We start from the raw sequence: 23,862 nt of genomic DNA on the forward strand, positions 1-23,862 counted from the left end.
GGCTATGTGCGGAAGGCTGTCGCAGTACAGGGGAATCCACGACTTCGTTGCGGCGCTGAGCATGCCCAACGCCCTGGGAAACTCGGTGGGTGACCAACCTATCGAGCGGTACAACGTTGCTCCGACGACCCAGGTGGCATTGCTGCACCTGCAAGGTGAACTGCTGCATGCTGATCCAGTTCGCTGGGGGTGGCGACCGCATTGGGCGAAAGACCGCGCCGCACCGATCAACGCACGCGTCGAGAAGGTCGCCCACGGTCCATTCTTCCGGGCGATCTGGCCGCACCGTGCGATCACGCCTATCGACAATTGGTTTGAATGGGTGGATGAAGGTGGACCGAAGAAACAGCCCTACCTGATCCGCAGGCGGGACGGCGCGCCGATCCTGTGCGCCGCCATCGGCCAATTACCAGACGCCGATGAAGGCCCAGGCGAGCATGACGGCTTTGTGATCATCACCGCCGACAGTGCCGGTGGCATGGTGGACATTCACGACCGAAGGCCCGTGGTACTGACGCCGGATCTTGCCCGCGAATGGCTGGACCCGGCAACGCTTAAAGAGCGTGCCGAGCAGATGGTGTTGCACCAGGGCGAGCCGGCCGAGGCCTTTGAATGGTTCAAGGTCAGCACCGCCGTGGGCAACGTGAGGAATAAGGACGCCTGTTTGATTGAGCCAGTGCCCTAGACGCCCCCCATTCCTCTGACTTCCGCAGCCGCTCCCGCTTGCCGTAATGCCATGCAAGCACGAAGTTTAAGTGGTATTTTTCACGCGCAAAGAGCTAAAAGTCCCGGTTTCAGACGTCAATTTTTTCGGCGTAACAATTCACTCCACGGACATAAAAAGCATATTGAGTATGCAATTTGACTCACATAGGGAGATTCACCAATGGAGCAAGACAACTTTCACGCAAACGTTCAGTACGATGACTTCACAGGCACTGCGGCAGCTGATCACCATGACACGAAGGATATTTCCAAGTATCTCTCCGCTAAGGGGTTGATAAACGAAGGGGAGTTCCTCGTTGGTATTGAAGCGTACGCAACAGAACTCATGAGCACCCCTAAAGTAACCGACGTCGATGTCACCGTGCTTTTGACTAAGTACGAGGGCCACGACAATGTCCAAGCTGCTGTGGATAGCGGCGAACCACTGAAGGTCCGCAGGGTTAAATTTGAAATGCCCTTGACGGACTTTTTCACACTCTTCAAGCGTTTCAAAATTTCCATTTCCAGTCACGGAATGATAAATAATCGCGATATCAGTTTCGACAGCTGACCAACGCGCCCCAGCCTAAACCGCCGGGGCCAACTCATACGGTTTGAACCGCATTACCTCTTCACCAAGCCAGTCATTCACCTGCGCCATACGCGCCTGAATCGGCTCCAGTTCATTGGCTGCATATATCTGCGCCGCCTCCCTAATCGACCCAAACCCTCCCGCGTTCTGCGGCACGATACCCATCAGCTGCGGCGGAATGCGTAAGCTGGCCAACACGTCGTCGCGGGTCTGGTTTTTGATCGAGTTGAATTCATCCTTGGCCGTCACTTCGCTTACCGGGATGATCTGCAACCCGTCCTTTTTGCCGTTCGGCGAGTACACGAACAGGTTGCGGAAGTTGCCAGGCCCCTTGGAGTCCTTCAGCGCTTTGCGCAGTGAGTCGACGTCCGATTCGTTCTGCGCGGCGTCGGTCATGTAGAGGATGAAGCCGGCATGGCTGCCGTTCTCGTAGTACTTGCGTCGAAACAGCGTGGCCGATTCATTCAGCAGCGCCGACTGCAAGGCGCTGATCCACTCGGGCAGGCCGTACACCTCCTGATGCAGATCAGCTTCCCGCAGATGGAACACGGTACCAGGCTCAAACTCGTGCTCTTCTTTCCAGCCTTGGACCATGAACTGCCGGCCATCCTTACCGGAGCGCATGTATTTCGCCAGCGTCGGTACTAGCTCACGCACCGGCCCGAGCAATGAGCGCCGCCCTTCCAGGTAGCCGTTTCCCAAACACAGGAAGTCCAGGGCGAACTGTTCGAACGCCGCGCGCGACAGCAACCGATGCGGGATAAAGGTCTTGCTCAGCAGGTTGCGCTTGAACATCAGACCCGAATGCAGATGCACACTGGAACCCACCGACCGCGCCAGGCCATCCAGCGACAGCGGCGGCTCGTACCAACGCCCGTTAAACCAGCATTCCAGATAATCAAACACCTCCCGACCACTCAGCACCGGTGAAGGATCGCCAAAGCTGAATGCCTCCATCTTGCTGTCACTGCGCGGAATAAATTCCTGCGTTGCAACCGAGGAAGCCTGAGCCACTTGCTTGGTATTTCTGCGGCGGTTCGACATCAAAAAATCTCCATCCGCCCGGTGTTGGCAGTGGTCTGCCCCTCCAGCGGTTCGTTGTGCAATGCGTGAAAGAGCGCCCATGCCAGGTCGGCGTGGCCGGTGTTATCGTTGCGGCCAGCGGTGTAGGTGAATTGGCGACCGCCCGCAGTGATGGTTTTGCGGATCGCCATCAGCGACTGCGCCATGTCTGTCCAACCGGCGTCGAACTCCAGCCGGCCCCGGTGGATGACGTCGTAGGCCTTGAGCACCAGACGGGTCTTGACCTCGGGCGAGTAGCTGAACGTGGTGACATTGGGGAAGAATTGGCGCACCAGCTGCGCCACGCCGCTGCCCAGACCGGTGACATCGATTCCGATGTACGTCACCCAGTAGCGGTCGCAGACGGCTTTGATCACGCTGGCCTGCGCCGCGAAGTCCATGCCTCGGAATTGGTGCCGCTCCAACACCCGAAACTTGCCACCTGGCACCAGCGGCGGCGCGACCACCACCAGGCCAGAGCAATCGCCGGTTTCCGCTGGGTCATAGCCCACCCACACCTGGCGGTCGCCGAACGGCCGCATGGCAAACGGCTTGTAGTCCTCGGCCCACTCAACCCAGCTGTCGACCATGCACGGCTGCAACACCGTCAGCGGGAAGATGCTCGCGCCGTCATCGACAAATTCGCACATGAGCAGGTTGGCAAACGCTTCCGGGCTGTACTCCCGCCGCAGTTCTTCAATGTCGAACAGGTCGCAACCGCCCTGCTCCGCGTCGAGAATGGTGACGATCTGTCGCCACAACCGGTCTTCGCAGAACCTACCCTGCTGGAGCGCTCCGTGGGATACGTCGACTTTGGTGTGTTGCGCCGCCGGCTTGCCCTTGTTGAAGCGCTCGCCCGTCCAGAAGGTGTAGGCCTCATGGGCCATGGTCGACGGCGTCGAGAAGTAGGTTTTGCGCCACTTCTTGTGCATCGCCATACCCGATGCAACCTTGTTCAGCTCCTCAAACTTGAACGTCCAGAAGAATTCGTCGAAGTAGAAATTGCCGTGGTAGCCCTGAGCCGTGCGCGCGTTGGTACCGAGAAAAAACAGTTCCGCGCCGTTCGGCAGCACGATGGGATCACCGGTCAGCTCGACGCCGATGACCTCGCGGGCAAACGCCTGGATGTACCCTCGGAACAGGTAGGCCTGATTCTTCGACGCCGACAAGAAAATCTGATTTCGCCCGGTTTCCAGCGCATCAATAAACGCCTCACGGGCGAAGTAGTAAGTGGCGCCGATCTGCCGGCTTTTGAGGATGACGCGGGTGCGCTGATTGCCCGCCCGGTGCCAGTCTTTCTGGTAGTCGAAACACCCATCGATAAACGCTTCGCGCAGCAGCTCGATCTGGTCTTCGCTGATGTCGTTTTTCGGGGTCTTTTTCTTCGGGCCTTCGTTGCGTTTTGCGAGGTTTGGGTTGAGTTCGGTTTCGGTACCGCCACCCTGGAAGCGCTGGATGCGAGCCTGTCGCTCCAACTGCCGGTGCAGCAGGTCGATCTCTTTGAAGTCCCCGCCGCTCTTGCCTTCCTTGAGGATCAACTGCACCAGACGCGCTTCCAGCGCCCCACCGATGCGCTCGACGTTATCCGCCCGGTCCCACTCGTCGCGGGCCTTCCAGCTGTGTAGCGTTTTTTCCTTTTCGCCCGTAGCCTCGGCAATCTCGCAGATACGCCAACCCATCCAATACAGGAACTTGGATTGGCGTCGGGGATCGATTGGGAGCAGTTCAGTCGTAGTCATGGCCGCGATGCTGCCGCCCGCGCCTGCGAGTCAGTAGCGCCGCCCCTTGTAGTCCCGCTCTCTACAATCCCGTCCCGTTGCCGCAACTCGCGCGCGTCACGACCATGCCCCTCATTGCAACGCACTTAGCGCCCAACGCATTGAGGATTCCCGGCATGAAGAAATTCCGCAGTAATTGGTTCCGCGTCGCCGTCGAGGGCGCTACCTCTGACAAGCGCACCATCAAACGCAGCTGGCTGGAACAGGCGGCGAAGAACTTCAATCCAGCCACCTATGGTGCTCGCATCTGGCTGGAGCACTTCCGCAGCCTGCTGCCCGACAGCCCTTTCAAGGCCTACGGTGACGTGCTCGCGGTCAAGACCGAAGAGGTGGAAATCAACGGCCAGAAGAAGCTGGCCCTGTTCGCCCAGGTCGAGCCGACGCCCGATTTGATCGCCATGAACAAGGCCAAGCAGAAGATTTACACCTCGATCGAAATCGACGACAGCTTCTCGGACACCGGCGAGGCCTACATCGTCGGCCTGGCGGTGACCGACTCCCCGGCCAGCCTGGGCACTGATGTACTGTCTTTCTCCGCGCAGAAGCCAGAATCCAGCCCATTCAAAGACCGTCATTATTCCGCGACGTCGATGTTCACCGAGGCGGTGGAAACCGAGTTGCAGTTTGAGGAAATCGAGGACAAACCCAGCCTCGGCGCCCAGCTCTTCAGCAAGGTGCAGGCACTGCTCGGCGGCAAACAGGCGAAGGACGACGCCGAGTTCGCGCAAATCGGCCAGGCCGTCGAAGCGATTGCCGATCACGTCAAGGATCTGCCCGATCGGCTGGCTGCCGAGAAGAAATTCTCCGGCGAACTGAATACCAAGGTTGAGCAGCTCAGCAAAGACCTGGTCGAGCTGAAAACCACCCTTGGCAAAACCCAAGACCACTCCCAACCCCAGCGCCCACCGGTAACCGGCGGCGGCAAACAAGCCCTGGCTGAGTTCTGACCTGCGGCCTACACCGCCCAGCCCACTATCGGAGACACCCATGCGTAACGACACTCGAAAACTCTTCACCGGCTACCTCAGCCAGGTCGCACTGCTCAACGGCGTTGAAACGGCCACAGCCACATTCAGCGTCGACCCAACCATCCAGCAGCGCCTGGAAACCAAGATTCAGGAGTCGAGCGAGTTCCTGACCAAGGTTAACGTCATCGGCGTTGATGAACAGGAAGGCGAAAAGGTCGGACTGGGCGTGGGCGGCACCGTTGCCAGCCGTACCAACACCAACGTCAAAAAACGTGAGCCGCGCAGCATCGGCACTCTGTCGAGCGATAAGTACAAGGCCGAGCAGACCGACTTCGATACCTTCGTCAGTTACAAACAGCTCGACGCCTGGGCCAAGTTCCCGGACTTCCAAACCCGCCTGTCCAGCGCCATCGCCCAACGTCAGGCGCTCGACCGTATCCAGATCGGCTTCTACGGCACTTCGGCTGCCGAGCAGACCGACCGCACTGCGCACCCACTGCTGGAAGACGTCAACATCGGGTGGCTCCAGCAGTACCGCACCCACGCACCCGACCGTGTGCTGAAGGAAGGTGCCGTCGCCGGCAAGATCACCATTGGCAAAGCCGGCGACTTCAAGAACATCGACGCCCTGGTCTACGACGCCATCCAGTTGCTCGACCCTTGGTACCGCCGCAACCCTGGTTTGGTGGTGCTGACCGGCCGCGAGCTGGTCCACGACAAGTTCCTGGCCCTGGTCAACAAAGACCAGGACGCGACCAACACCCTGGCGAGCGACCTGATCATCTCGCAACGCCGCGTCGGTGGTTTGCCGCTGTACGAGGTGCCGTACATCCCCGAAGGCACGATCCTCATCACCACCTTCGCCAACCTGTCGGTGTACTGGCAGATCGGCGGGCGGCGGCGCTACCTCAAGGAAGAGCCGGAGTGGAACCGCGTCAGCAACTTCGAATCGTCGAACGAGGCCTATGTGGTCGAGGAATACGGCCTGGGCTGCCTGCTGGAAAACATCACCCCAGTCGAAGACGCCGGCGGCGAGGGTTAATCCCATGGCACTCAGCATCGCTCAAGCTCACCAGCGCCGCGCTCGCGCGGCCATGGAGGCAGCCAAAACGGCACCGCAGCAATCAATGGCCGGTGCCACAGCGTACGAGCATCAGTTGAATCAGCTGCTTCAGGACCGGCTACGCCTGAAGGCGATTCAGTCCACCGCCGCCAAGGAAGCGCTCAAGCCGCAGCTGTTGCCTCAGTACGTCCCTTATGTCGAGGGCGTGCTCGCAGGCGGCAACGGCGCCCAGGATGACGTTCTGACCACCATCATGGTTTGGCGGATTGACGCCGGTGAATACGCCGGTGCGCTGGACATCGCCGACTACGTACTCAAGCACAAACTGATCATGCCCGATCGTTTCGAGCGCACCACCGGCTGCCTGGTCGCGGAAGAAATCGCCACCGCAGCACTGAAGGCGCAAAAAACCAACGGCACTTTCGACCTGAGCATCTTGCATCGCACCATTGAGCTGACCGACGGAGAGGACATGCCTGACCAGGCCCGCGCCAAGCTCTACCTGGCAACGGGCCGTGCCACGGTGCATGGCATCACGGCTGAGGAACCCGGCCAGCCGGGACAGATTCAAGCCGGTATCGACCTGCTCAAGCGCGCCATCGAGCTGCACGACAGCTGCGGTGGCAAGAAGGATTTGGACGGCGCCGAACGCCTCCTGAAAAAACACGCTGCTCCCAGCAGCTAACCGAGCGTCCCCACGCACCCCGCCGGCTCGGGGCGGATCGGCCAGGCCGCTCCTCCTGAACGTGAAGCCCCGACCACCGGCGATCTATTTTTGAGTGCCGTTTCATGAGCGCATTTGTAGCCAGCGGCCCAATCAGCGGCGGCCATATCAACACCGACCCGTTCTGGCCCTCAATTGATCTTGAGCAGTTGCGGGCAACACTGCGCATCGACAACAGCGTCACGCCAGCCCGCCTGGAAACTGCCGTAGTCGCCGCAGCCATCAATATCAACCGTGAGTTGAAGTCGTGGAAAACGGCGCAAATGGCTGCCGGCTACGCAACTCTGGATGACGTACCCGATGACAAGATCAACGACGTGTCGGTCCAGGCCCACCTGTACCGTCGTGCGATCGAGGCCGGTACCGGCGCCGAAGTCTGCGAGCGGTACCGCGACTACAGCGCGACCAACACCGGCAGCGACAAAGCCGAAGAAACCACCCCAACCATCGACGACTATCGCCGCGACCTGCGCTGGGCCGTCCGTGACTTCCTCGGGATCAGCCGCACCACCGTGGAGCTGATCTGATGCCCGTCGCCATCCGCACCAATCAAAACGACACCGTCGACGCCCTCTGCTGGCGATTCTACGGCCGCACCGCCGGCGTCACCGAGGCCGTGCTGGAAGCCAACCCCGGCCTGGCTGAACACGGCCCGATCCTGCCGCAAGGCCTTGTCGTCAACATGCCCGAAGCCCAAACCAGCGCGCCCCAGCGGCAGATGGTGCAGCTATGGAACTGACCCCCTGCATCCAAGGAAAACCACACCATGGCTGATCCGACTTCCAGCGTTGTGACTGGCCTGCTCATTGGTTTGGGCCTGTCCACCGTAACGCCCGTTATCGACGATGGGGCGCTATTTGGCGCCATCCTCGGCGCCTGGCTGGTTACTAGTACCAAGCGCGACCTCAAAGTCTGGCAGCGGCTGGGCTCACTATTCCTGTCGGCTGGCGTGGGTTACCTGTTTGCGCCCATGGCCTTACAGGCAATTCCGTTTATCACCAGCGGCGGCAGTGCATTTCTCTGTGCCCTGGTGGTCATCCCGATCAGCATCAAGCTGATGGTGTGGGTGGAAAAAGCGGACATCTGGGACATATGGCGTCGTATCAGAGGGGGCACCTGACATGCCAAACATCGAACTGGCCGTGCAGTTGATCGCGGCGATCGCCTACCTGCTGAGTGCCCTGCGCCTGGCCTGCTACACCCGAGGCGATGCGAGGTACCGGCGCAGCATCTCGCTGCTGGCAAGCCTGTTTGGCGCCACGTTGTGCATCTGCGGTCTGGAGATCCTGCTGGAGCGACAGCCGACCAGCCTCGGGCAGGCCGCTGCCATCGTGCTGCTCTGCATCCTTATATTCCGTTCACGCGGCAACGTCGCCGCCCTGTTGAGGCCCAGCGCATGACTACCACCCTTCGCCATGGCGACCGCTCGCAAGCGGTGCTGATGCTGCAAAAGAACCTCAATAAGCAGGGCGCCAACCTGGTGCCGGATGGACACTACGGCGACACCACCGAAGCTGCCGTCCGCGCCTACCAGGTCAAAGTCGGACTGGTCGCCGACGGCGTCGCCGGTACCAAGACCCAAACCAGCCTAGCGGGCGGCGACTGTGCCCAACTGCTGCGCAACAACGACCTGGTGACCGCTGCCGAACGCCTCGACGTGCCGTTGGCGAGCATCTACGCGGTCAATGAGGTGGAATCCAAGGGCAAAGGGTTCCTCGACAACGGCAAGCCGGTGATCCTGTTCGAACGGCACATCATGTACCGCCAGCTCGCCACGGCACGACATTCCGGCGATGACGCGGCCGAACTCAAGCGTCACGCGGACCAGCTCGCCACCGCCAACCCTGCCCTGGTCAACCCGAAGCCCGGCGGATACATCGGCGGTACCTCCGAACACCAGCGCCTGGCCATGGCCCGCCTGATCGACGACACAGCCGCACTGGAGTCGGCTTCCTGGGGAGCGTTCCAGATCATGGGCTTTCATTGGAAGCGCCTCGGCTACTCCAGCGTGCAGGCCTTCGTCGCGGCAATGACTGCCGGCGAATCGCAGCAGCTCGACGCCTTCACCCGCTTCATCGAAACCGACCCGGTGCTGCACAAGGCGCTGAAGGGCCGCAAATGGGCCGAGTTCGCCAGGCTCTACAACGGGCCAGATTATTTGCGGAACCTCTACGACACCAAGCTCCAGCGCGCCTACGAGCGGCACGCGGCCTGCGAGTGTGGCAAAGGAGTCGCGGCATGATCGACTTCAAAGCGCTGCAAAAGCTGCGGGTAAGTGACGGTGACCTGCTGGTGGTACCGGAGTCGACCGAACAAAGCGATATGGAGTTGTTGGCCGAAGCCATCCAGATCATGAACGGCGCACGGGCCGTAATCGTGCGCGGCCCGATCAAACAGCTCGATACCGCCGACATGAACAAGCTCGGCTGGTACCGCGCGTGAGCACGCTGCGCCAGGCCCTATATGGCCTCGCCCTGCTCGGCGCTCTGGTGCTGCTGATCTGGGTCCAAGAAACACGCATCGACGTCGCTGAAGGCAAAACCGAACAGGCACAAGATGCGGCCAAGTCCGCCCGCGACGACGCCGACCGCAACCTGAAAACCGCCAATGCCCTCGCCGATACCCTGAAACAGGAACGCGACGCACAGAGCACCCTGCGCGGCCAGCAGGACCAGCTGCGCCAGAGCCTGGCCAAACGCGAGCGAACAATAGAGGAGCTAAAACTTGAAAACGACGAACTACGCGACTGGGCTACTCAGCTTTTGCCTGATGCTGCTCGCCGGCTGCGCGAGCGCCCCGCCCTCACCGGCGCCGCCGCTTATCGTGACTGGCTGTCCGGCCGTGGTGCCGTGCCAGCTGCCGGCGACAAGCCCCATCAACAACGGTGACCTTTTGACCGACGAAGACCGCGCCGAAGCTGCCTGGGCTGACTGCGCGGCGCAGGTCGACATGGTCTACAAACACCAGCAGGCCAACCCATGAATAAGCCGGAAAGCCTACGCGCCCACCTCCTGGCCACCGTCGCCGAGATCAAACACAACCCTGACCGCCTGTTGATTTTCATCGACAACGGTAAGGTCCGCTGCACTGCTGCCCACACGCTGTCCTTTGAATACAGCTTTGACCTGCAGATCATCCTCACCGAGTTCGCCGGTCACCCCGACAGCGTGATTCTGCCGATCCTGGGTTGGCTGAGTGTCAATCAGTCCGAGCTGCTGGAAAACCTCGAAAAGGTCAAAGACGGCATCCAGTTCGAAGCCGACATCCTGGACAAGAACAAGGTGGACCTCAGCATTACCCTGCAACTGACAGAGCGGGTTGTCGTCGGAGAGGATGACCAGGGCAACACCACCGTGAAGCATCCGAACGAGCCGCAGTACGTAGCGGGTTACCTCGATCCGAACTGGAAGCCTGGAGCCCAAGGCAATACCAGTGAGTGGAAAGTGCCCAATGGCGAATAACCTGGAAGCCCTAGAGACCTGGGCGGCAGTGCTGCTGGATCGGCTGGAACCGACGGAGCGCAGCAAACTGGCTCGGAACATTGGCCAGGAGCTGCGCCGCAGTCAGCAGAAGCGCGTGATGGCGCAGGAAAACCCTGACGGGACCAAGTTTGCTCCACGCAAACAACGAAACCTTCGTGGGAAGCAAGGTCGCGTTCGGCGCAAGCTGGCGATGTTCAAAAAACTGCGGACAGCGTCATACCTGAAGGTTCGTGGTGACAGTAACGCCATTACCGTTGGTTTCACCGGGCGTATCGCCCGGATTGCCAGGGTTCACCAGTACGGTTTGAAGGATCGTGCTGAGCGTGGTGCTCCCGATGTGCGTTATGAACAGCGTGAGGTCTTGGGCCTCACCGAAGCAGATCTAGATTTGATCCGCGACGAGTTATTGAGGGGATTGGTGAAGTGACGTAAAGTGCCTCGAAAACAAGCAAGGCAGCCAAGGAAGAAAAATGTCCATTTTAAACAATGCTGTTTTATCGATACAGCTTGGAATAGACGACTACATTGAGGCTCAAACTTCAGAAGCAAAGGTCCTTTCCGCAATTAGAAACCTTACTGCCGGCCTGATTCTTTTATTCAAAGTAAAACTTCAAGAACTTAGCCCAGAAGGCACTGACGAGGTACTCCTGAGATCAAAAATACTTCCCAATATCGACGAAAAAGGCGAAGTATATTGGAAGGGTAAAGGTAACAAAACCGTCGACGTTGATGAAATTGTCGAACGCCTAACTTCTCTTGGCGTAGATGGTGTCGAATGGAATCGATTAAAAACACTTCGAAACATTCGAAATGAAATCGAGCATTACTATTCAAAGCACCCAACCAGCCGAATAATTGAAGCTATGGCCTCATCTTTTTACTTAATCCAGCAATTCGTACCGAGACACTTGGGGCTGAGTCCACAAGAGCTACTCGGCAAAGAATATTGGAACTACTTAGTTGACCAAGACGCCTTTTTTACCGAAGAGTTGAAAGATTGCCAAGCAAACCTAATGAAGGTTCAGTGGCCTGCCAAAGACCTTATCGATGCCATACCAGAAATGGCATGTATGGACTGCGGGTCACCACTGGTTAAAGCTGACAACCCGGAAGCTAATATATTTGAAATTTCTATATGCTGCACAAAATGCGAGTTCGTTACAGCTTACGAAGAGCACGTCGAATTTACATTATCTGAATATTTTGCAACAGAGCTGTATCAAGCTGCGCGTTTCAAAATATCTGACCCATTACTAGAGTGTCCAAGCTGTGAACGATTGACGTACATCCCCTCAGACGACAAGTGTGCGGCTTGCTTAGAAACTCCTAGAAAACACACATGCCAAACCTGCGGTGATGATTTAGATCCTTTTGGAGACGGTACTTGCTCATACTGCGATTGGGAGTCGAAGATCGTTTACTGAGGAAGCTCTCAAGAGAATCAACAATTTGAGATGATCAATCTGTCGGGTTGTATTCCTCGCTAATACAACCTGACAAAGCTGCACTCTCGCACGCGCAACGCCACCATCGGCGCCATGAACGACTTCGCCGCCCTCTCCCGCATGCTCGAAAACCTCATCCGCTTTGGCGTCATCGCCGCCGTGCAGATGGAGCCCCCGCGAGTGCAGGTAAAAACCGGAACACTGGACACCGCTTGGCTGCCATGGCTCGCCCTGCGCGCTGGAGCTGACCAAGAGTGGGACCCGCCCACCGTGGGTGAGCAAGTAATCCTGCTCAGCCCATCCGGCCAGCTCGCAAACGGCATCGTCGTAACCGGCCTATTCAGCGACCACATCCCTGCCAACGCTAATCGCCCCGGCCTGCATCGGCGCACCTACGCCGACGGCGCGGTGATTGAGTACGACAGCGTCGCCCATCACTTGAACGCCACCCTGCCCGGAAGCGGTACCACCAGCCTGGTGAGCAAGGGCGGGATCAACATCATCGGCCCCATCAATCACCAGGGCGATTACAACCAAACCGGCAACCAGAACGTGGTCGGCCTGGTGACCGTCTCCGAAGACGTGGTCGCGGCCACCATCAGCCTGGTCAAGCACCTGCACGGCGGCGTGCTGGTGGGCAACGCGAAGACGGGGAAAGCAGAATGAACCGAGAAACCGGCGCAACCATCAGCGATCTGGACCACATCGGCCAGAGCATCACGGACATTCTCACCACCCGCATCGGCACGCGCGTGATGCGCCGCGAATACGGCAGCCTGCTGCCCGAGCTGGTGGACCATCCCTTCAACGACGCCACCCGCCTACGCGTTTACGCGGGCTCAGTCATGGCGTTGATGCGTTGGGAGACCCGTATCAGCCTAAGTCGCGTGCAGTTCCTCGGCGCCAACCTGCAAGGGCAGTCCGTGCTCGATCTGGAGGGCTCCGTCGTCGACACCAATGAACCCTTTAGCCTGAGCCTGCCACTGCAACTGGGGGGAAGCGTATGAATTCCTTTGCCGCGATTGACCTCAGCCAGCTCCCGGCGCCGCAGATCGTCGAGCAGATCGACTTCGAATTGATCCTGGCCGAGCGCAAGGCTTACATGATCAGCCTGTGGCCGATCGAGGAACAGGAGCAGATTGCAGCGCGCCTCGACATGGAATCGGAACCCCTGGCAAAGCTGCTGCAGGAGAACGCCTACCGCGAAACCATCTGGCGTCAGAGAGTGAATGAGGCGTCCATGGCGAACCTGCTGGCCTTTGCCAAAGGCCCCGACCTGGATCAACTGGCTGGCAATTTCAACGTACGGCGCCTGGTGGTTCAGGAAGCCAAGCCCATGGCGACCCCGCCCCTCGCGCGGATTATGGAAAGCGACGACAGCTTGCGCGAACGGGCGCAAATGGCCTGGGAGGGTTTGAGCACCGCCGGCCCGCGCCAGAGCTACATATTCCACGCCCGAGGCGCTGACGGCCGTGTTGCCGATGCCACGGCCGAAAGCCCATCACCCGCCGTGGCGGTTGTTACCGTGCAGGCGCTGCTAGGCGACGGCAGCGCGTCTGCCGACCTGGTCAACGTCGTCAAAAAACACCTGAGCGACGATGACCGCCGGCCCGTTGCCGACCGCCTCACCGTCCAGGGCGCGGAGATCATCCGTTACGCGGTTAAAGCCAAGCTCTACCTGCTGACTAGCGGCCCCGAGTCAGAGCCAATCCTTGCGGCAGCCGAACAGCGCCTGCTGGCATACGTCCACCAACGTCGACGCCTCGCAATGGAGGTGTCGGAATCAGCGCTGCACGCCGCGTTGTTCGTCGAAGGGGTTCGCAAAGTTGAGCTGGAAGACTGGGTCGATATCGTCGCCACCAAAGAACAGGCGCCCTACTGCACCGGTGTGGCCATCATGCGGGGCGTTGAATAATGGGCGCCCAGCAGCTACTGCCGAACAACTCCACGTCGCTTGAGCGCCAGGCTGCTCAGGCCCTCGCGCACATTCAGCGCGTACCGATCCCGCTGAGAACGCTCTGCAACCCAAACACCTGCCCGGTCGTGGCACTGCCCTACCTGGCCTGGGCCTTCTCCGTCGACCGCTGGGACAGCAACTGGACCGAAGCTACCAAGCGAGCCGCCATCCGATCATCCCGCTACATCCACGCGCACAAAGGCACCATCGGTTCCCTGCGCCGAGTGGTCGAGCCCCTGGGCTACCTGATTGAGGTGGTGGAATGGTGGCAGACCGTACCGGAAGGCGTGCCCGGCACCTTTGCGTTGAAGGTCGGAGTGCTGGACACCGGCATCACCGAAGAAATGTACCAGGAGCTTACCTGGCTGATTGATGACGCCAAGCCGCTCACCCGCCCACTGACCGGCCTGGCCATCAGCCTGGAAAGCACCGGCACCGTGTTCATTGGGGCCTGCGTGTACGAAGGCGACGAACTCAGCGTTTACCCACCGACCCAGCGCGATATCGACGTCAGCGGCTTGTACCGCATCGGTGGCCGCGAACACCATATCGACACGATGGACATCTACTCATGACCGACCAAAACAGCCAGTTCTTCGCGATCCTCACCGCCGTCGGTGAAGCAAAGCAGGCGAACGCCGCAGCGCTCGGCACATCCTGGACGTTCGCCCAGATGGCCGTGGGTGATGCCAACGGCACCGACCCTATCCCCAGCCGCACCCAAACCAAACTGATCAACGAGCGCCGACGTGCACCGTTGAACCAAGTGAAGGTTGACCCGGCCAATGCCAGCGTGATCATTGCCGAGCAGATTATCCCCGAGAGCGTCGGCGGCTGGTGGGTGCGGGAGCTTGCGCTGTACGACGCGGACGGCGATATGGTCGCGGTCGCCAACTGCGCGCCCACGTTCAAGCCGCTGCTCAACCAGGGCTCTGGCCGGACGCAGGTGATTCGAATCAACCTGATCGTCAGCAGCACGGCGAACATTGAGCTGAAGATCGACCCCAGCGTTGTCTTGGCGACTCGCGAATACGTCGACACGGTCATTGTTGAGGCGCTATCAAAGCTGGACTACAAGCACTCAGTGCTGGCGGCAACTACGGCAAATATCACGCTGAGCGGTATCCAGACCATCGACGGCGAGCTGTTGCCGGCCGGTGCCCGTGTCCTGGTGAAGGATCAGGCTCAAGCCAAGGAAAACGGTATCTACGTTCTCCCCGCAGCGGGCGCCTGGAAACGTGCGCTGGATGCTGACACCAGCGTCGAAGTGACGCCTGGGCTGTTTGTCAGTGTCGAAAAGGGCACGGTCAACGGCGATAGCGTGTGGCAGCTGGTGACGGATGCGCCGATTGTCCTGGGCACCACTGCGCTGGCCTTCGAAATGGTCGCTGGACGCACGGGTGTCAGCGCGGGCGCATACACCAAGGTGACGGTCGACAAGTACGGCCGGGTGATTGCCGGTACCACCCCTACCACACTGGCGGGTCACGGAATCACCGACACATACACCAAGGATGAAATCGCGGCGATGATCGCCCAGGCCTCGGCGTTGCCTGTAGGTTCGATGATCGGTTTTCCCGTGGATAAGGTGGCGCCGGGCTTTCTAGAGCTGGACGGTAGCGTGAAAAGTGCGGCGGCTTATCCGGACCTGGCCACGTTTCTGGGCGGGGCATTCAACAAGGGTGACGAGGGTGCTGGAAATTTCCGCCTGCCAGAGTCACGCGCTGAGTTCCTGAGGGGCTGGGATCATGGACGCGGTGTGGATGCAGGGCGTTCGCTCGGCAGCTATCAGCTTGACGGGATTCAGGGGTTCCGTTTGGAGACCATGCGAGCGCTGAGTGGCGATACATGGGGTAACGACAATGGTGGTGCTGGAGCGCCCGCATCCGGTCCGCCATTGGGGACGGGAACCCCAGGAGTTCGTCCTCGAAATCTTACTGGGGCATTCGTCACGGATGGAGTAAACGGAGTGCCCCGTGTTGGCTCGGAGACCCGTCCGCGAAACTTGGCGGTGATGTGGTGTATCAAGGCCTGGAACGCGCCAATCAATCAGGGAAATATTGATGTTGCCGCGCTTGAGACTGAGGTGCGCGCCCTCAGAAAAATGACGCTGTCCGGCTACAAGGGGCTTTATGTCTCGGCAACTGGCACAAACGCACTGATTGCGATCAGGGCGCGCAGTTTGACCATAGGGGGCGGTGTATCGGCGCGGGTGGTTGAGTTTCTGGATCTGATCGTCAACCTCGGAACTTTAGGGCTTGGCGGGTTGGATGCTGGAGTTCTCGCGGCGTCGAGCTGGTACAGCACTTGGGTGGCGACAAATGGTGAAGTGACGGCGGGTATCGCGGCGCTTATTCCGATTGTTACAGGCAACACCACAGCGGGCTCTGCCGTCATTCCTGGTATTGCCAGTACGGCGTCTATGCGCCCAGGCATGCAGTTTTCCGGGGCTAGCTTCCCACCTGGGGCATTCATCAAGTCGGTCGACTCGCCAACCCAAATCACTGCCAGCGTTCCGGCGATCACTACCGGTGCCGGGGCACTGCTGCGATTTGTTTATGAGCCTCTGTTGCCTGCTGGTTACATCGCCAAGCGAGTTAACGCATTTGTTACCGATGCTACGGCGAACAAGTACCCCCTGTGTTTCGATCAGACCGGTGGCAGGGTGACAATGAGTCCAAGGGCTGGGACCAACGGAGCCAGTAACATTGCGATGGCTCAGGGCGTTCAGGGGACGATTAGCGGAACAGGGGTAAGCGTTTCAATTGATCCCTTCGTCCCGCCAACGGCGTCGGCCATTGAGATTTTCATCAGTACGCAATCATCGTCCGGCGGAACGGTGCAGGTGGGGCGTGCGGGGAGTCTTCTGGTGGGTATTGTCTTGAGCATCACTAACGAAGCAAACCAATTTTCTAGTGCTGTCATCACATTGGACAGCGTTGGACGGAGCTTGAATTTCGCCAGCAACTTGACCGCCGGTATACTGGGTTGCAGGGGCTGGGAGGACAACTTATGAGCTTTGCAATTTGTGTTGATAGGCCGGCGTTTCGTGCTGTGAGCGGCCCTGACGATGTTGGGCCTGGCGAATACTGGAGCCAATTCCCGCTCGACAATGTCCCGCTGTTGTCGGGGGCCGAGGAGGCCGCACTGCAAGAGCGAGTTTGGCGAGATAGTGCGCTTTCGTCGGCTTTGTGGTTGCGTGAGCGCCATAGGGATCAGCTCGAAATTGAACATCCGACCACGCTGACGCAAGAGCAATTTACGTCACTGTTGGTTTACATGCAGGCCCTGCGGGACTGGCCGCAATCGCCGGACTTTCCGAACAGCGACCACCGCCCTATTGCTCCAGACTGGATCGAAACACAGATCCGATAATTATCGTTGATGGGTGGCGCGCCTTGTAGCGTTGCCACCTACAACGCTTGCCTCTCGCCCTTCCGGCGCGCGCGCGGCAGCCTGTGCACTGTCATTCCATCACAGCGCAGGCAACCACCCATGGCCGGTTCAGACTATCTCCACGGCGTGCGGGTTCTCGAACTCAACGACGGCACCCGCCCCATTCGCACCATTGCAACCGCAGTCATCGGCCTGGTATGTACGGCTGAAGATGCAGACCCGCTCGCTTTCCCGCTGGACACCCCTGTCCTGCTGACCAATGTGCAAACCGCAATCGCTAAAGCCGGCGTCAAGGGCACCCTGGCGAAGAGCCTGCAGGCCATCGCGGACCAGACCAAGCCCTACACCATCGTGGTGCGGGTCAAGGAAGGCGCAGATTCATCAGCCACCACCACCGCCCTGATCGGCACCACCACCGCCGACGGCAAATACACCGGCATGAAAGCCCTGCTCGCCGCCAAGGCCCGAGTAGGCATGACGCCGCGCATTCTCGGTGTGCCAGGCCTCGACAGTCAGCCGGTGGCCACCGCATTGGTATCGATCGCCAAAGACCTGCGTGCCTTCGCCTACGTCAGTGCGTGGGACTGCAAAACCAAGGAAGAGGTGGTGGCCTACCGCGAAAACTTCGGCGCCCGTGAAGTCATGGTGATCTGGCCGGAGTTCCAGAACTGGGACACGGTCACCAACGCGACCGTCACCGCGCCGGCAGTAGCCCGTGCGCTGGGCTTGCGGGCGCTGATCGACAAAGACATCGGCTGGCACAAGACCATCTCCAACGTCGCGGTCAACGGCGTGACCGGCATCAGCGCCGATGTGTTCTGGGACCTGCAAAACCCGGCCACCGACGCCAACTACCTCAACAGCAACGAGGTCACCACCCTGATCAACGAGGGTGGCTTCCGCTTCTGGGGTAGCCGCACGTGCAGCGACGACCCGCTGTTCGCGTTCGAAAATTACACCCGCACCGCGCAGATCATCGCCGACACCATGGCCGAGGCGCACATGTGGGCCATGGACAAGCCCATGCACGCCTCCCTGGTCAAAGACATCATCAACGGGATCAACGCCAAATTCCGCGAACTGATCAACCAGGGCTACCTGATCGGCGGCAGCTGCTGGTACCCGGAAGACATCAACGACAAGGACACCCTCAAGGCAGGCAAGCTGACCCTGGATTACGACTACACCCCCGTGCCGCCCCTGGAAGACCTCACCTTGCGTCAGCGCATCACCGACCGCTACCTGATGCAGTTCGCCGCCGCCGTCAACGCTTAAACCGGGCCTCCCCGCAAGGGGAGTTAACCCTGTGCCATAACCCCGGAGATTCCCGCCATGGCCATGCCTTACAAACTGAAAAACATGAACCTGTTCAACGACGGCGGCAGCTACCAAGGCAAAGTCAAAACCGTCACCCTGCCCTCTCTGGGCCGCAAGATGGAAGCCTGGCGCGCCGCCGGCATGAATGGCCCGGTCAAGGCTGACTTGGGCATGTCCGACGACGGTATCCAGCTGGAATGGAAGCTGGGTGGCCTGGATCTGATCGTGCTCAAGCAATTCGGCGCCGTCAACGCAGCGGGTGTTGCTCTGCGCTTCGCGGGTGCCTTCCAGCAGGACGACACCGGTGAAATCAGCGCCGTAGAGGTGACCGTTCGCGGCCGTCACGAAACCATTGAAATGGGTGACGCCACACCTGGTGAAGACACCGAGCACTCCATCACCACCACCTGCAGCTACTACAAGCTGACCGTCGACAACGAAGACATCATCGAAATCGACCTGCTGAATTTCATCGAGAAGGTCGGCGGCGTCGACATGCTTGAGAAACAGCGCAGCGCCATCGGCCTTTGATCGCCGGCATCGATCGCTAACCGTCCCCCTTATCAGGAGCTTTACCCATGAAAACCGCAGCTACCGAACAACCCGACGTGCAACCACTGGCCAACGACAACACGGTCATCCTCGACACGCCGATCCGCCGTGGCACCACCAGTATCGACAGCATCACCTTGCGCAAACCTAACTCGGGCGAGCTGCGCGGCGTCAGCCTGGCAGATCTGCTGCAGATGGACGTCAACAGTTTGATCAAGGTGGTGCCGCGCATCAGCACCCCTTCCCTGACTGCCATCGAAGTCACGTCGATGGACCCGGCGGACCTGGTCGCGCTCAGCACGAAAATCACCGGTTTTTTGCTACAGAAATCGGCGAAGACGGATGCATCCCTCGTTGCGTAGAAGAGGCCATGGCCGACCTAGCCGTGGTTTTTCACTGGGCACCGGCTGACATGGATCAATTGGGCCTGCAAGAGCTGATGGACTGGCGCGAACGTGCCAGGGTGCGGAGTTCCACCGATGGCAAATGATCTGCGGCTACGGGTGGTGCTGGACGCCATCGACAAAGCCACCCGCCCGTTGAAGCAAATCAACAATGGCAGCCTGGAGACCGCCCGTGCGCTCAAGGCTGCCCGCGACCGCCTGAAGGAACTCAACACCCAGCAGAAAGACGTCAGCGCCTGGCGAACTCAACGCGCCGCGTCTGAAATGACCAGTGCAGCCCTCACTGCCGCCCGCGAAAAAGTAAAAGCCCTCAGTCAGCAATTTGCCGCAACCGGCGCGCCGACCAGGGCCATGACACGAGAGTTTCAGGCGGCGGTACGCGAAGCCACCAAGCTCAAGCAGCAGCACCAGCAACAAAGCGTGCAGTTGCAGGGCCTGCGGTCGAAACTCTACGACGCCGGCATCAGCACCAAAAACCTGGGCACCCACGAACGCCAACTGCGCGGGCAGATGAGCGCTGCCAACGCCAGTATCAGCGAACAAACCAAACGCCTCACGGCCCTGAGCGCCCGCCAGAAGCGCATGGCAGAGACCCGTGGCGCCTACGACAAGGGTAAACAGTTTGCGGGCAACGCGGCGGTGGCCGGCGGCTCGAGCCTGGGCGTGGCGTACGCCGCCAGCCGCCCGATCATCGGAGTGGTGAAGGAATACGTCGATTTCGAAAGCGCCATGATGGGTGTCGCCAAGCAGGTCGACGGAGCACGGGACAACAACGGCAAGCTCACCGCGACCTACTACGAGTTTGCTGACGCGATCAAAGCGGCCAGTAACGAAATGCCCATCGCCACCACCGAGTTCGCCGCCCTGGTAGAAGCTCAGGCACGGGCCGGTATCCAGGGTAAGGAAAACCTACTGACCATGGCGAAGGTGTCGGCCACCGCTGCTGTGGCCTTCGACCTGCCGGCGGAACAGGTCGGTGAGGACATGGGCCGTATCGCCGGCCTGTACAAGGTGCCGATCAAGAACATCTCCGCACTGGGTGACGCGCTCAACTACCTGGACGACAACACCCGCTCCAAAGGCGGCGACATCATTGAAACCCTGACCCGCATGAGCGACGTGGCCGACAAGCTCGACTACCGCAAGGCGGCGGCGCTGGGCAGTACCTTTCTGTCCCTCGGCTCTGCACCAGAAGTGGCCGCGAGCGCTTCCAGGGCTATGGTTCGCGAACTGTCCATCGCCACCATGCAGAGCAAGAAGTTTCAGGAAGGCATGGCCATGGTTGGCCTTGACTCAAAAGCCGTCCAAAGCGGCATGAGCAAGGACGCTATGGGCACGTTGATGGGTGTCCTGAACCGCATCAAGAAACTGTCGCCTGAGCAGCAGACAGAGGTGTCGACGCGGATTTTCGGTAAAGAGTTCGGCAAGGACGCTGGCAAGCTGGTCAACAACCTGGACGAGCTTAAACGCCAGCTCGACCTGGTCAATGACGCAGCCGCCAACGGCTCTATGCAGCGCGAAATGGATATCCGCGCCGACGCGATCGAAGGTCGCTGGCAGGTGCTGCAAAACAAGTTGTTCAACACCAAAAGCGGCGCGGGTGAATCGGTTCGGGCCACGATGGTCGACGTCATGGACGCCATCGGCGGCGTGCTGGATAAGGTGAATGGATGGGTCAAAGCCAACCCCGCGTTGACCGCGACCCTATTGAAGATCGTAGCCAGTGTAGTGGTGTTGTCAGCTGCTTTCGGCGGGCTCGCCTTAACACTCGCCGGTATCCTGGGACCGTTCCTGTTCCTGCGGTTCGGCCTGGCTATGTTCGGCCTACGCCTGCCCGGCGTGATCGGTATTTTCAAGGTGTTCGGCACAGTGCTGCGAACGCTGGGCGGGATTCTGATCGGCCCGCTTGTGACTGCGCTTCGCACCGTCGGCATCGCGTTATGGGGCCTATCGGCCAACCCGCTTGTCCTGGTCATTGCCGCCGTTGTCGCCGCATTGGCGGGTGGTGCCTACCTGATCTACAAGAACTGGGACGCGGTGAAGAACTACTTCGCCAATGCCTGGACAGAAATCAAAGCGGGTTTCGACGGCGGAATTGGCGGAATCATCACCACTTTGGTCAACTTCAGCCCGCTCGGCCTGCTGTACCAGGCATTTGCCGGAGTGCTGAGCTACCTGGGCATTGAGCTGCCCAGCCGGTTTACTGAGTTCGGCGGAATGATCGTCAACGGCTTGGTCAACGGACTTACGGCTGGGCTCGGCGCGGTCAAAAATGCCATCAGCTCGATCGGCGACTCCAGCATTGGATGGTTCAAGGAAAAGCTCGGCATCCACAGCCCTTCGCGCGTGTTCGCGGAGCTGGGCGGGTTCACCATGGCCGGTCTGACGCAGGGCCTGGAAGGTGGGCAAAAAGGGCCGCTAGACGCCCTGACCACAATGGGCAAGCAGATGACGGCGGCGGGCACCCTGGCGCTGGGGGCAACCGCTATGCCCGCGTTTTCCGTGGACACCAAGGCGCCGATCAGCGCCGCTCCGCCGGAAGTGGTTTACGACAGCCACGACACCTACGAATTTAACTTCCCGGTAGGCCCCGGCACGGACATGCAAAGCCTTGAGAAGACACTGCGCGCCTTGATTGCCCGCATCGAAAACGAAAAGAAAGCGCGTCAGCGCAGCAAACTCTCCGATCTGGAATAACCACCATGATGATGGCCCTCGGCATGTTCGTGTTCAGCCTCCACACCGCCGCTTATCAGGAACTGCAACGCCAAACCGATTGGCGCCACGCCAGCAACAACCGCATCGGTGCAGCCCCCGCGCGGCAATTCGTTGGCCGTGGCGAAGACGCCATCACACTCCCCGGCATCCTTTTCCCCGAACTGGCCGGCACAGCCCTCAGCCTCGACTCGCTACGCCTGATGGCAAACACTGGCAAGGCGTGGCCCATGGTCGAGGGCACCGGGCGGATCTACGGCCTGTGGGTGATCGAAAGCCTCAGCGAAACCAGGACCATATTTTTCCCCGACGGCACGGCACGACGCATTGAGTTCACCCTGAGCCTTAAGCGTACCGACAATGACCGTATCGACCTGCTCGGCGCCGGTACCAGCATCGGCGTCAACATCCTGCGGGGCCTACTGTGATCGAGCCTATAATTGCCAAGGTCACAGGCTATCTGCGCAACACTGCAGAGCGCTACGTCCGTGACGCTGCCTATCCGGTGCCGGCCTTCCGGCTCGCCGTCGACGGCCTGGACATCGCACAAATCATCAGTCCAAGGCTGATGAGCCTGGAGCTGACCGACAACCGCGGCGTCGAGGCCGACCAACTCAGCATCACCCTCAGCGACCATGACGGCTTGCTGACGATTCCGCCGAAGGGTGCAGTGATCCGGTTGTGGTTGGGCTGGAGCGACACAGGCCTGGTGGACAAAGGCACCTATACCGTCGACGAAACCGAACATAGCGGTGCGCCCGACGTGCTCAGCATCCGCGCTCGATCGGCAGACCTGCGCAAGGGCCTCAAAACCAAACGCGAACGCAGCTGGAGCAACACCACCCTCGGCGACGTCCTGGGTGATATCGCCATCGGCAACGGCCTAACCTCCACCATCGCCGGCGCGCTGGACGGCCTGCCCATCCTACAACTGGACCAGGCCAACGAATCCGACGCCAACCTGATCAGCCGACTGGGTGAAGAATTCGACGCGGTGGCCAGCGTGAAAGCCGGTTGCCTGCTGTGCTTGCCGGCGGGTGGTGGCAAGACCGCCAGTGGCATGGATCTGCCGCACATCACGCTCACCCGCGCAGACGGTGACCAGCACCGTTACCTGCAGGCCGACCGAGACAGCTACGACGGCGTGCGCGCCTATTACTACGACGTCAACAGCGCCAAGAAACAGGAGGCCATTGCCGGCGGCGGTGACAACCTCAAGGATCTGCGCCACACGTACAGCGATCAGCAGTCAGCCTTGCGTGCTGCCCGCGCTGAGTTCCGGCGCCTGCAACGCGGCAGCGCCACGCTCAGTTACACCCTGGCCATGGGGCGGCCGGATCTGATCCCCGAGCTGACGTACACGCTCCAGGGCGTGAAGGCGGAAATTGACGAGATCATTTGGTACGGCGGGAATGTGCAACACAGCCTCACTGACAGCGGCGGATATACGGTGAGCCTGGAGCTGGAGAGCAAGTTGCCAGAGGACAATGTTGAAGACCTGGCGGAAGAGAACAGGGGCGATTACACGGGGATTATCGCGTACTACCGCGACCAGAAAACTGGGAAGGAAAAAACGATCACGGCGGGGAATCAGGCGAAGCCGAGGCGGTTGCGGTGGTTGTATGCCAGTGAGAAGACGGCTAAGCGGGCGGTGGATCGGGAGTGGAGTCGAATGCAAAGTTATAAGAGGTAGTATCGACAG

Annotated in this window: 30 protein-coding genes and 1 pseudogene; 29 read left to right on the plus strand and 2 right to left on the minus strand. The window is 60.0% G+C overall.

Features of this window, described 5'->3' with window-relative positions:
• The first annotated feature begins 4 nt into the window (after window positions 1–4).
• Complete coding sequence (locus HU722_RS21975; RefSeq protein WP_186754496.1) at window positions 5–685, plus strand: SOS response-associated peptidase family protein; 681 nt, start codon at window positions 5–7, stop codon at window positions 683–685.
• A 201-nt stretch (window positions 686–886) separates the two neighbouring features.
• Window positions 887–1,276 (plus strand): hypothetical protein, encoded by a 390-nt coding sequence (locus tag HU722_RS21980; protein WP_186754494.1) that lies wholly within the window; start codon window positions 887–889, stop codon window positions 1,274–1,276.
• A 15-nt stretch (window positions 1,277–1,291) separates the two neighbouring features.
• On the opposite strand, the gene HU722_RS21985 is transcribed toward HU722_RS21980, so the two are convergent.
• Together HU722_RS21985 and HU722_RS21990 are read right to left on the minus strand one after the other, a co-directional pair.
• Window positions 1,292–2,341, minus strand: a complete 1,050-nt coding sequence (locus HU722_RS21985) for a phage portal protein (protein ID WP_186754492.1) — start codon at window positions 2,339–2,341, stop codon at window positions 1,292–1,294.
• The gene (locus HU722_RS21990; RefSeq protein ID WP_046035102.1) at window positions 2,341–4,098 is read right to left on the minus strand and encodes a terminase ATPase subunit family protein; all 1,758 of its coding nucleotides are present in this window, start codon (window positions 4,096–4,098) and stop codon (window positions 2,341–2,343) included. The genes HU722_RS21985 and HU722_RS21990 overlap by 1 nt, the downstream gene beginning before the upstream one ends.
• A gap of 155 nt (window positions 4,099–4,253) precedes the next feature.
• On the opposite strand from HU722_RS21990, the gene HU722_RS21995 reads away from it, so the two are divergent.
• The 27 genes and pseudogenes from HU722_RS21995 (at window position 4,254) to HU722_RS22120 (ending at window position 23,853) form a co-directional block, all read left to right on the plus strand.
• Window positions 4,254–5,084, plus strand: coding sequence for a GPO family capsid scaffolding protein (locus tag HU722_RS21995; RefSeq protein WP_186754491.1), 831 nt, complete (start codon window positions 4,254–4,256; stop codon window positions 5,082–5,084).
• Window positions 5,085–5,124: 40 nt separating this feature from the next.
• On the plus strand, window positions 5,125–6,147 hold the full coding sequence (locus HU722_RS22000; protein WP_186754490.1) for a phage major capsid protein, P2 family: 1,023 nt from the start codon (window positions 5,125–5,127) through the stop codon (window positions 6,145–6,147).
• Window positions 6,148–6,151: 4 nt separating this feature from the next.
• Window positions 6,152–6,853: a phage terminase small subunit gene (locus tag HU722_RS22005; RefSeq protein WP_186754489.1), complete on the plus strand. Its 702-nt coding sequence runs from the start codon at window positions 6,152–6,154 to the stop codon at window positions 6,851–6,853.
• Window positions 6,854–6,957: 104 nt separating this feature from the next.
• The gene (locus HU722_RS22010; protein ID WP_186754488.1) at window positions 6,958–7,419 is read left to right on the plus strand and encodes a head completion/stabilization protein; all 462 of its coding nucleotides are present in this window, start codon (window positions 6,958–6,960) and stop codon (window positions 7,417–7,419) included.
• A complete protein-coding gene (locus HU722_RS22015; protein ID WP_046035108.1) occupies window positions 7,419–7,631 on the plus strand; it encodes a tail protein X in 213 nt (70 codons plus the stop codon). The genes HU722_RS22010 and HU722_RS22015 overlap by 1 nt, the downstream gene beginning before the upstream one ends.
• A 27-nt stretch (window positions 7,632–7,658) precedes the next feature.
• Window positions 7,659–8,012 carry a putative holin gene (locus HU722_RS22020; protein WP_122748500.1) on the plus strand — a complete coding sequence of 118 codons (354 nt, stop codon included), beginning with the start codon at window positions 7,659–7,661 and terminating at the stop codon, window positions 8,010–8,012.
• Window position 8,013: 1 nt separating this feature from the next.
• Window positions 8,014–8,292 (plus strand): phage holin family protein, encoded by a 279-nt coding sequence (locus tag HU722_RS22025; RefSeq protein WP_046035110.1) that lies wholly within the window; start codon window positions 8,014–8,016, stop codon window positions 8,290–8,292.
• Window positions 8,289–9,134 (plus strand): N-acetylmuramidase domain-containing protein, encoded by an 846-nt coding sequence (locus HU722_RS22030; protein ID WP_186754487.1) that lies wholly within the window; start codon window positions 8,289–8,291, stop codon window positions 9,132–9,134. Before HU722_RS22025 ends, HU722_RS22030 begins: the two co-directional genes overlap by 4 nt.
• Window positions 9,131–9,334, plus strand: coding sequence for a hypothetical protein (locus HU722_RS22035; protein WP_154845348.1), 204 nt, complete (start codon window positions 9,131–9,133; stop codon window positions 9,332–9,334). The genes HU722_RS22030 and HU722_RS22035 overlap by 4 nt, the downstream gene beginning before the upstream one ends.
• A 47-nt stretch (window positions 9,335–9,381) precedes the next feature.
• A pseudogene (locus HU722_RS28925) lies at window positions 9,382–9,696 on the plus strand (Rz-like lysis system protein LysB); the annotation flags it as partial.
• Window positions 9,662–9,874, plus strand: coding sequence for an Rz1-like lysis system protein LysC (gene lysC / locus HU722_RS22040; protein WP_218490445.1), 213 nt, complete (start codon window positions 9,662–9,664; stop codon window positions 9,872–9,874). The pseudogene HU722_RS28925 and the gene lysC, both read left to right, overlap by 35 nt.
• Window positions 9,871–10,353, plus strand: a complete 483-nt coding sequence (locus HU722_RS22045; RefSeq protein ID WP_186754483.1) for a phage tail protein — start codon at window positions 9,871–9,873, stop codon at window positions 10,351–10,353. Before lysC ends, HU722_RS22045 begins: the two co-directional genes overlap by 4 nt.
• Window positions 10,343–10,801 carry a phage virion morphogenesis protein gene (locus tag HU722_RS22050; RefSeq protein WP_186754481.1) on the plus strand — a complete coding sequence of 153 codons (459 nt, stop codon included), beginning with the start codon at window positions 10,343–10,345 and terminating at the stop codon, window positions 10,799–10,801. Before HU722_RS22045 ends, HU722_RS22050 begins: the two co-directional genes overlap by 11 nt.
• A gap of 43 nt (window positions 10,802–10,844) precedes the next feature.
• Entirely contained in the window at window positions 10,845–11,798 is a 954-nt protein-coding gene (locus HU722_RS22055) for a hypothetical protein (protein ID WP_186754479.1), read from the plus strand.
• Between the two features lie 114 nt (window positions 11,799–11,912).
• Complete coding sequence (locus HU722_RS22060) at window positions 11,913–12,485, plus strand: phage baseplate assembly protein V (protein WP_186754477.1); 573 nt, start codon at window positions 11,913–11,915, stop codon at window positions 12,483–12,485.
• On the plus strand, window positions 12,482–12,826 hold the full coding sequence (locus HU722_RS22065) for a GPW/gp25 family protein (protein WP_154845354.1): 345 nt from the start codon (window positions 12,482–12,484) through the stop codon (window positions 12,824–12,826). Before HU722_RS22060 ends, HU722_RS22065 begins: the two co-directional genes overlap by 4 nt.
• The gene (locus tag HU722_RS22070; RefSeq protein WP_186754475.1) at window positions 12,823–13,734 is read left to right on the plus strand and encodes a baseplate J/gp47 family protein; all 912 of its coding nucleotides are present in this window, start codon (window positions 12,823–12,825) and stop codon (window positions 13,732–13,734) included. Before HU722_RS22065 ends, HU722_RS22070 begins: the two co-directional genes overlap by 4 nt.
• Window positions 13,734–14,351, plus strand: coding sequence for a phage tail protein I (locus HU722_RS22075; protein ID WP_186754473.1), 618 nt, complete (start codon window positions 13,734–13,736; stop codon window positions 14,349–14,351). Before HU722_RS22070 ends, HU722_RS22075 begins: the two co-directional genes overlap by 1 nt.
• Window positions 14,348–16,792 carry a phage tail-collar fiber domain-containing protein gene (locus HU722_RS22080; RefSeq protein ID WP_186754471.1) on the plus strand — a complete coding sequence of 815 codons (2,445 nt, stop codon included), beginning with the start codon at window positions 14,348–14,350 and terminating at the stop codon, window positions 16,790–16,792. Before HU722_RS22075 ends, HU722_RS22080 begins: the two co-directional genes overlap by 4 nt.
• Window positions 16,789–17,151, plus strand: coding sequence for a phage tail assembly chaperone (locus HU722_RS22085; RefSeq protein ID WP_186754469.1), 363 nt, complete (start codon window positions 16,789–16,791; stop codon window positions 17,149–17,151). The genes HU722_RS22080 and HU722_RS22085 overlap by 4 nt, the downstream gene beginning before the upstream one ends.
• A gap of 120 nt (window positions 17,152–17,271) precedes the next feature.
• A complete protein-coding gene (locus HU722_RS22090; protein ID WP_186754467.1) occupies window positions 17,272–18,447 on the plus strand; it encodes a phage tail sheath protein in 1,176 nt (391 codons plus the stop codon).
• A gap of 57 nt (window positions 18,448–18,504) precedes the next feature.
• Entirely contained in the window at window positions 18,505–19,020 is a 516-nt protein-coding gene (locus HU722_RS22095; RefSeq protein WP_186754465.1) for a phage major tail tube protein, read from the plus strand.
• Between the two features lie 47 nt (window positions 19,021–19,067).
• Complete coding sequence (locus tag HU722_RS22100) at window positions 19,068–19,403, plus strand: phage tail assembly protein (protein ID WP_186754463.1); 336 nt, start codon at window positions 19,068–19,070, stop codon at window positions 19,401–19,403.
• A gap of 8 nt (window positions 19,404–19,411) precedes the next feature.
• Window positions 19,412–19,531, plus strand: a complete 120-nt coding sequence (locus HU722_RS22105; RefSeq protein WP_017477242.1) for a GpE family phage tail protein — start codon at window positions 19,412–19,414, stop codon at window positions 19,529–19,531.
• A complete protein-coding gene (locus HU722_RS22110) occupies window positions 19,521–22,142 on the plus strand; it encodes a phage tail tape measure protein (protein ID WP_186754461.1) in 2,622 nt (873 codons plus the stop codon). Before HU722_RS22105 ends, HU722_RS22110 begins: the two co-directional genes overlap by 11 nt.
• Before the next feature lie 5 nt (window positions 22,143–22,147).
• Window positions 22,148–22,588 carry a phage tail protein gene (locus tag HU722_RS22115; RefSeq protein ID WP_186754458.1) on the plus strand — a complete coding sequence of 147 codons (441 nt, stop codon included), beginning with the start codon at window positions 22,148–22,150 and terminating at the stop codon, window positions 22,586–22,588.
• Window positions 22,585–23,853 carry a phage late control D family protein gene (locus HU722_RS22120; protein ID WP_186754456.1) on the plus strand — a complete coding sequence of 423 codons (1,269 nt, stop codon included), beginning with the start codon at window positions 22,585–22,587 and terminating at the stop codon, window positions 23,851–23,853. Before HU722_RS22115 ends, HU722_RS22120 begins: the two co-directional genes overlap by 4 nt.
• Window positions 23,854–23,862 lie beyond the last annotated feature (9 nt).

Source organism: Pseudomonas tritici, assembly GCF_014268275.3.
Taxonomy (GTDB): Bacteria; Pseudomonadota; Gammaproteobacteria; order Pseudomonadales; family Pseudomonadaceae; genus Aquipseudomonas; species Aquipseudomonas tritici.

Coding starts and splice junctions, on each gene's coding strand:
- HU722_RS21975 (WP_186754496.1), top strand. CDS start 5: ATGTGCGGAAGGCTGTCGCAGTACAGGGGAATCCACGACTTCGTTGCG.
- HU722_RS21980 (WP_186754494.1), top strand. CDS start 887: ATGGAGCAAGACAACTTTCACGCAAACGTTCAGTACGATGACTTCACA.
- HU722_RS21985 (WP_186754492.1), bottom strand. CDS start 2,341: ATGTCGAACCGCCGCAGAAATACCAAGCAAGTGGCTCAGGCTTCCTCG.
- HU722_RS21990 (WP_046035102.1), bottom strand. CDS start 4,098: ATGACTACGACTGAACTGCTCCCAATCGATCCCCGACGCCAATCCAAG.
- HU722_RS21995 (WP_186754491.1), top strand. CDS start 4,254: ATGAAGAAATTCCGCAGTAATTGGTTCCGCGTCGCCGTCGAGGGCGCT.
- HU722_RS22000 (WP_186754490.1), top strand. CDS start 5,125: ATGCGTAACGACACTCGAAAACTCTTCACCGGCTACCTCAGCCAGGTC.
- HU722_RS22005 (WP_186754489.1), top strand. CDS start 6,152: ATGGCACTCAGCATCGCTCAAGCTCACCAGCGCCGCGCTCGCGCGGCC.
- HU722_RS22010 (WP_186754488.1), top strand. CDS start 6,958: ATGAGCGCATTTGTAGCCAGCGGCCCAATCAGCGGCGGCCATATCAAC.
- HU722_RS22015 (WP_046035108.1), top strand. CDS start 7,419: ATGCCCGTCGCCATCCGCACCAATCAAAACGACACCGTCGACGCCCTC.
- HU722_RS22020 (WP_122748500.1), top strand. CDS start 7,659: ATGGCTGATCCGACTTCCAGCGTTGTGACTGGCCTGCTCATTGGTTTG.
- HU722_RS22025 (WP_046035110.1), top strand. CDS start 8,014: ATGCCAAACATCGAACTGGCCGTGCAGTTGATCGCGGCGATCGCCTAC.
- HU722_RS22030 (WP_186754487.1), top strand. CDS start 8,289: ATGACTACCACCCTTCGCCATGGCGACCGCTCGCAAGCGGTGCTGATG.
- HU722_RS22035 (WP_154845348.1), top strand. CDS start 9,131: ATGATCGACTTCAAAGCGCTGCAAAAGCTGCGGGTAAGTGACGGTGAC.
- lysC (WP_218490445.1), top strand. CDS start 9,662: ATGCTGCTCGCCGGCTGCGCGAGCGCCCCGCCCTCACCGGCGCCGCCG.
- HU722_RS22045 (WP_186754483.1), top strand. CDS start 9,871: ATGAATAAGCCGGAAAGCCTACGCGCCCACCTCCTGGCCACCGTCGCC.
- HU722_RS22050 (WP_186754481.1), top strand. CDS start 10,343: ATGGCGAATAACCTGGAAGCCCTAGAGACCTGGGCGGCAGTGCTGCTG.
- HU722_RS22055 (WP_186754479.1), top strand. CDS start 10,845: ATGTCCATTTTAAACAATGCTGTTTTATCGATACAGCTTGGAATAGAC.
- HU722_RS22060 (WP_186754477.1), top strand. CDS start 11,913: ATGAACGACTTCGCCGCCCTCTCCCGCATGCTCGAAAACCTCATCCGC.
- HU722_RS22065 (WP_154845354.1), top strand. CDS start 12,482: ATGAACCGAGAAACCGGCGCAACCATCAGCGATCTGGACCACATCGGC.
- HU722_RS22070 (WP_186754475.1), top strand. CDS start 12,823: ATGAATTCCTTTGCCGCGATTGACCTCAGCCAGCTCCCGGCGCCGCAG.
- HU722_RS22075 (WP_186754473.1), top strand. CDS start 13,734: ATGGGCGCCCAGCAGCTACTGCCGAACAACTCCACGTCGCTTGAGCGC.
- HU722_RS22080 (WP_186754471.1), top strand. CDS start 14,348: ATGACCGACCAAAACAGCCAGTTCTTCGCGATCCTCACCGCCGTCGGT.
- HU722_RS22085 (WP_186754469.1), top strand. CDS start 16,789: ATGAGCTTTGCAATTTGTGTTGATAGGCCGGCGTTTCGTGCTGTGAGC.
- HU722_RS22090 (WP_186754467.1), top strand. CDS start 17,272: ATGGCCGGTTCAGACTATCTCCACGGCGTGCGGGTTCTCGAACTCAAC.
- HU722_RS22095 (WP_186754465.1), top strand. CDS start 18,505: ATGGCCATGCCTTACAAACTGAAAAACATGAACCTGTTCAACGACGGC.
- HU722_RS22100 (WP_186754463.1), top strand. CDS start 19,068: ATGAAAACCGCAGCTACCGAACAACCCGACGTGCAACCACTGGCCAAC.
- HU722_RS22105 (WP_017477242.1), top strand. CDS start 19,412: ATGGCCGACCTAGCCGTGGTTTTTCACTGGGCACCGGCTGACATGGAT.
- HU722_RS22110 (WP_186754461.1), top strand. CDS start 19,521: ATGGCAAATGATCTGCGGCTACGGGTGGTGCTGGACGCCATCGACAAA.
- HU722_RS22115 (WP_186754458.1), top strand. CDS start 22,148: ATGATGATGGCCCTCGGCATGTTCGTGTTCAGCCTCCACACCGCCGCT.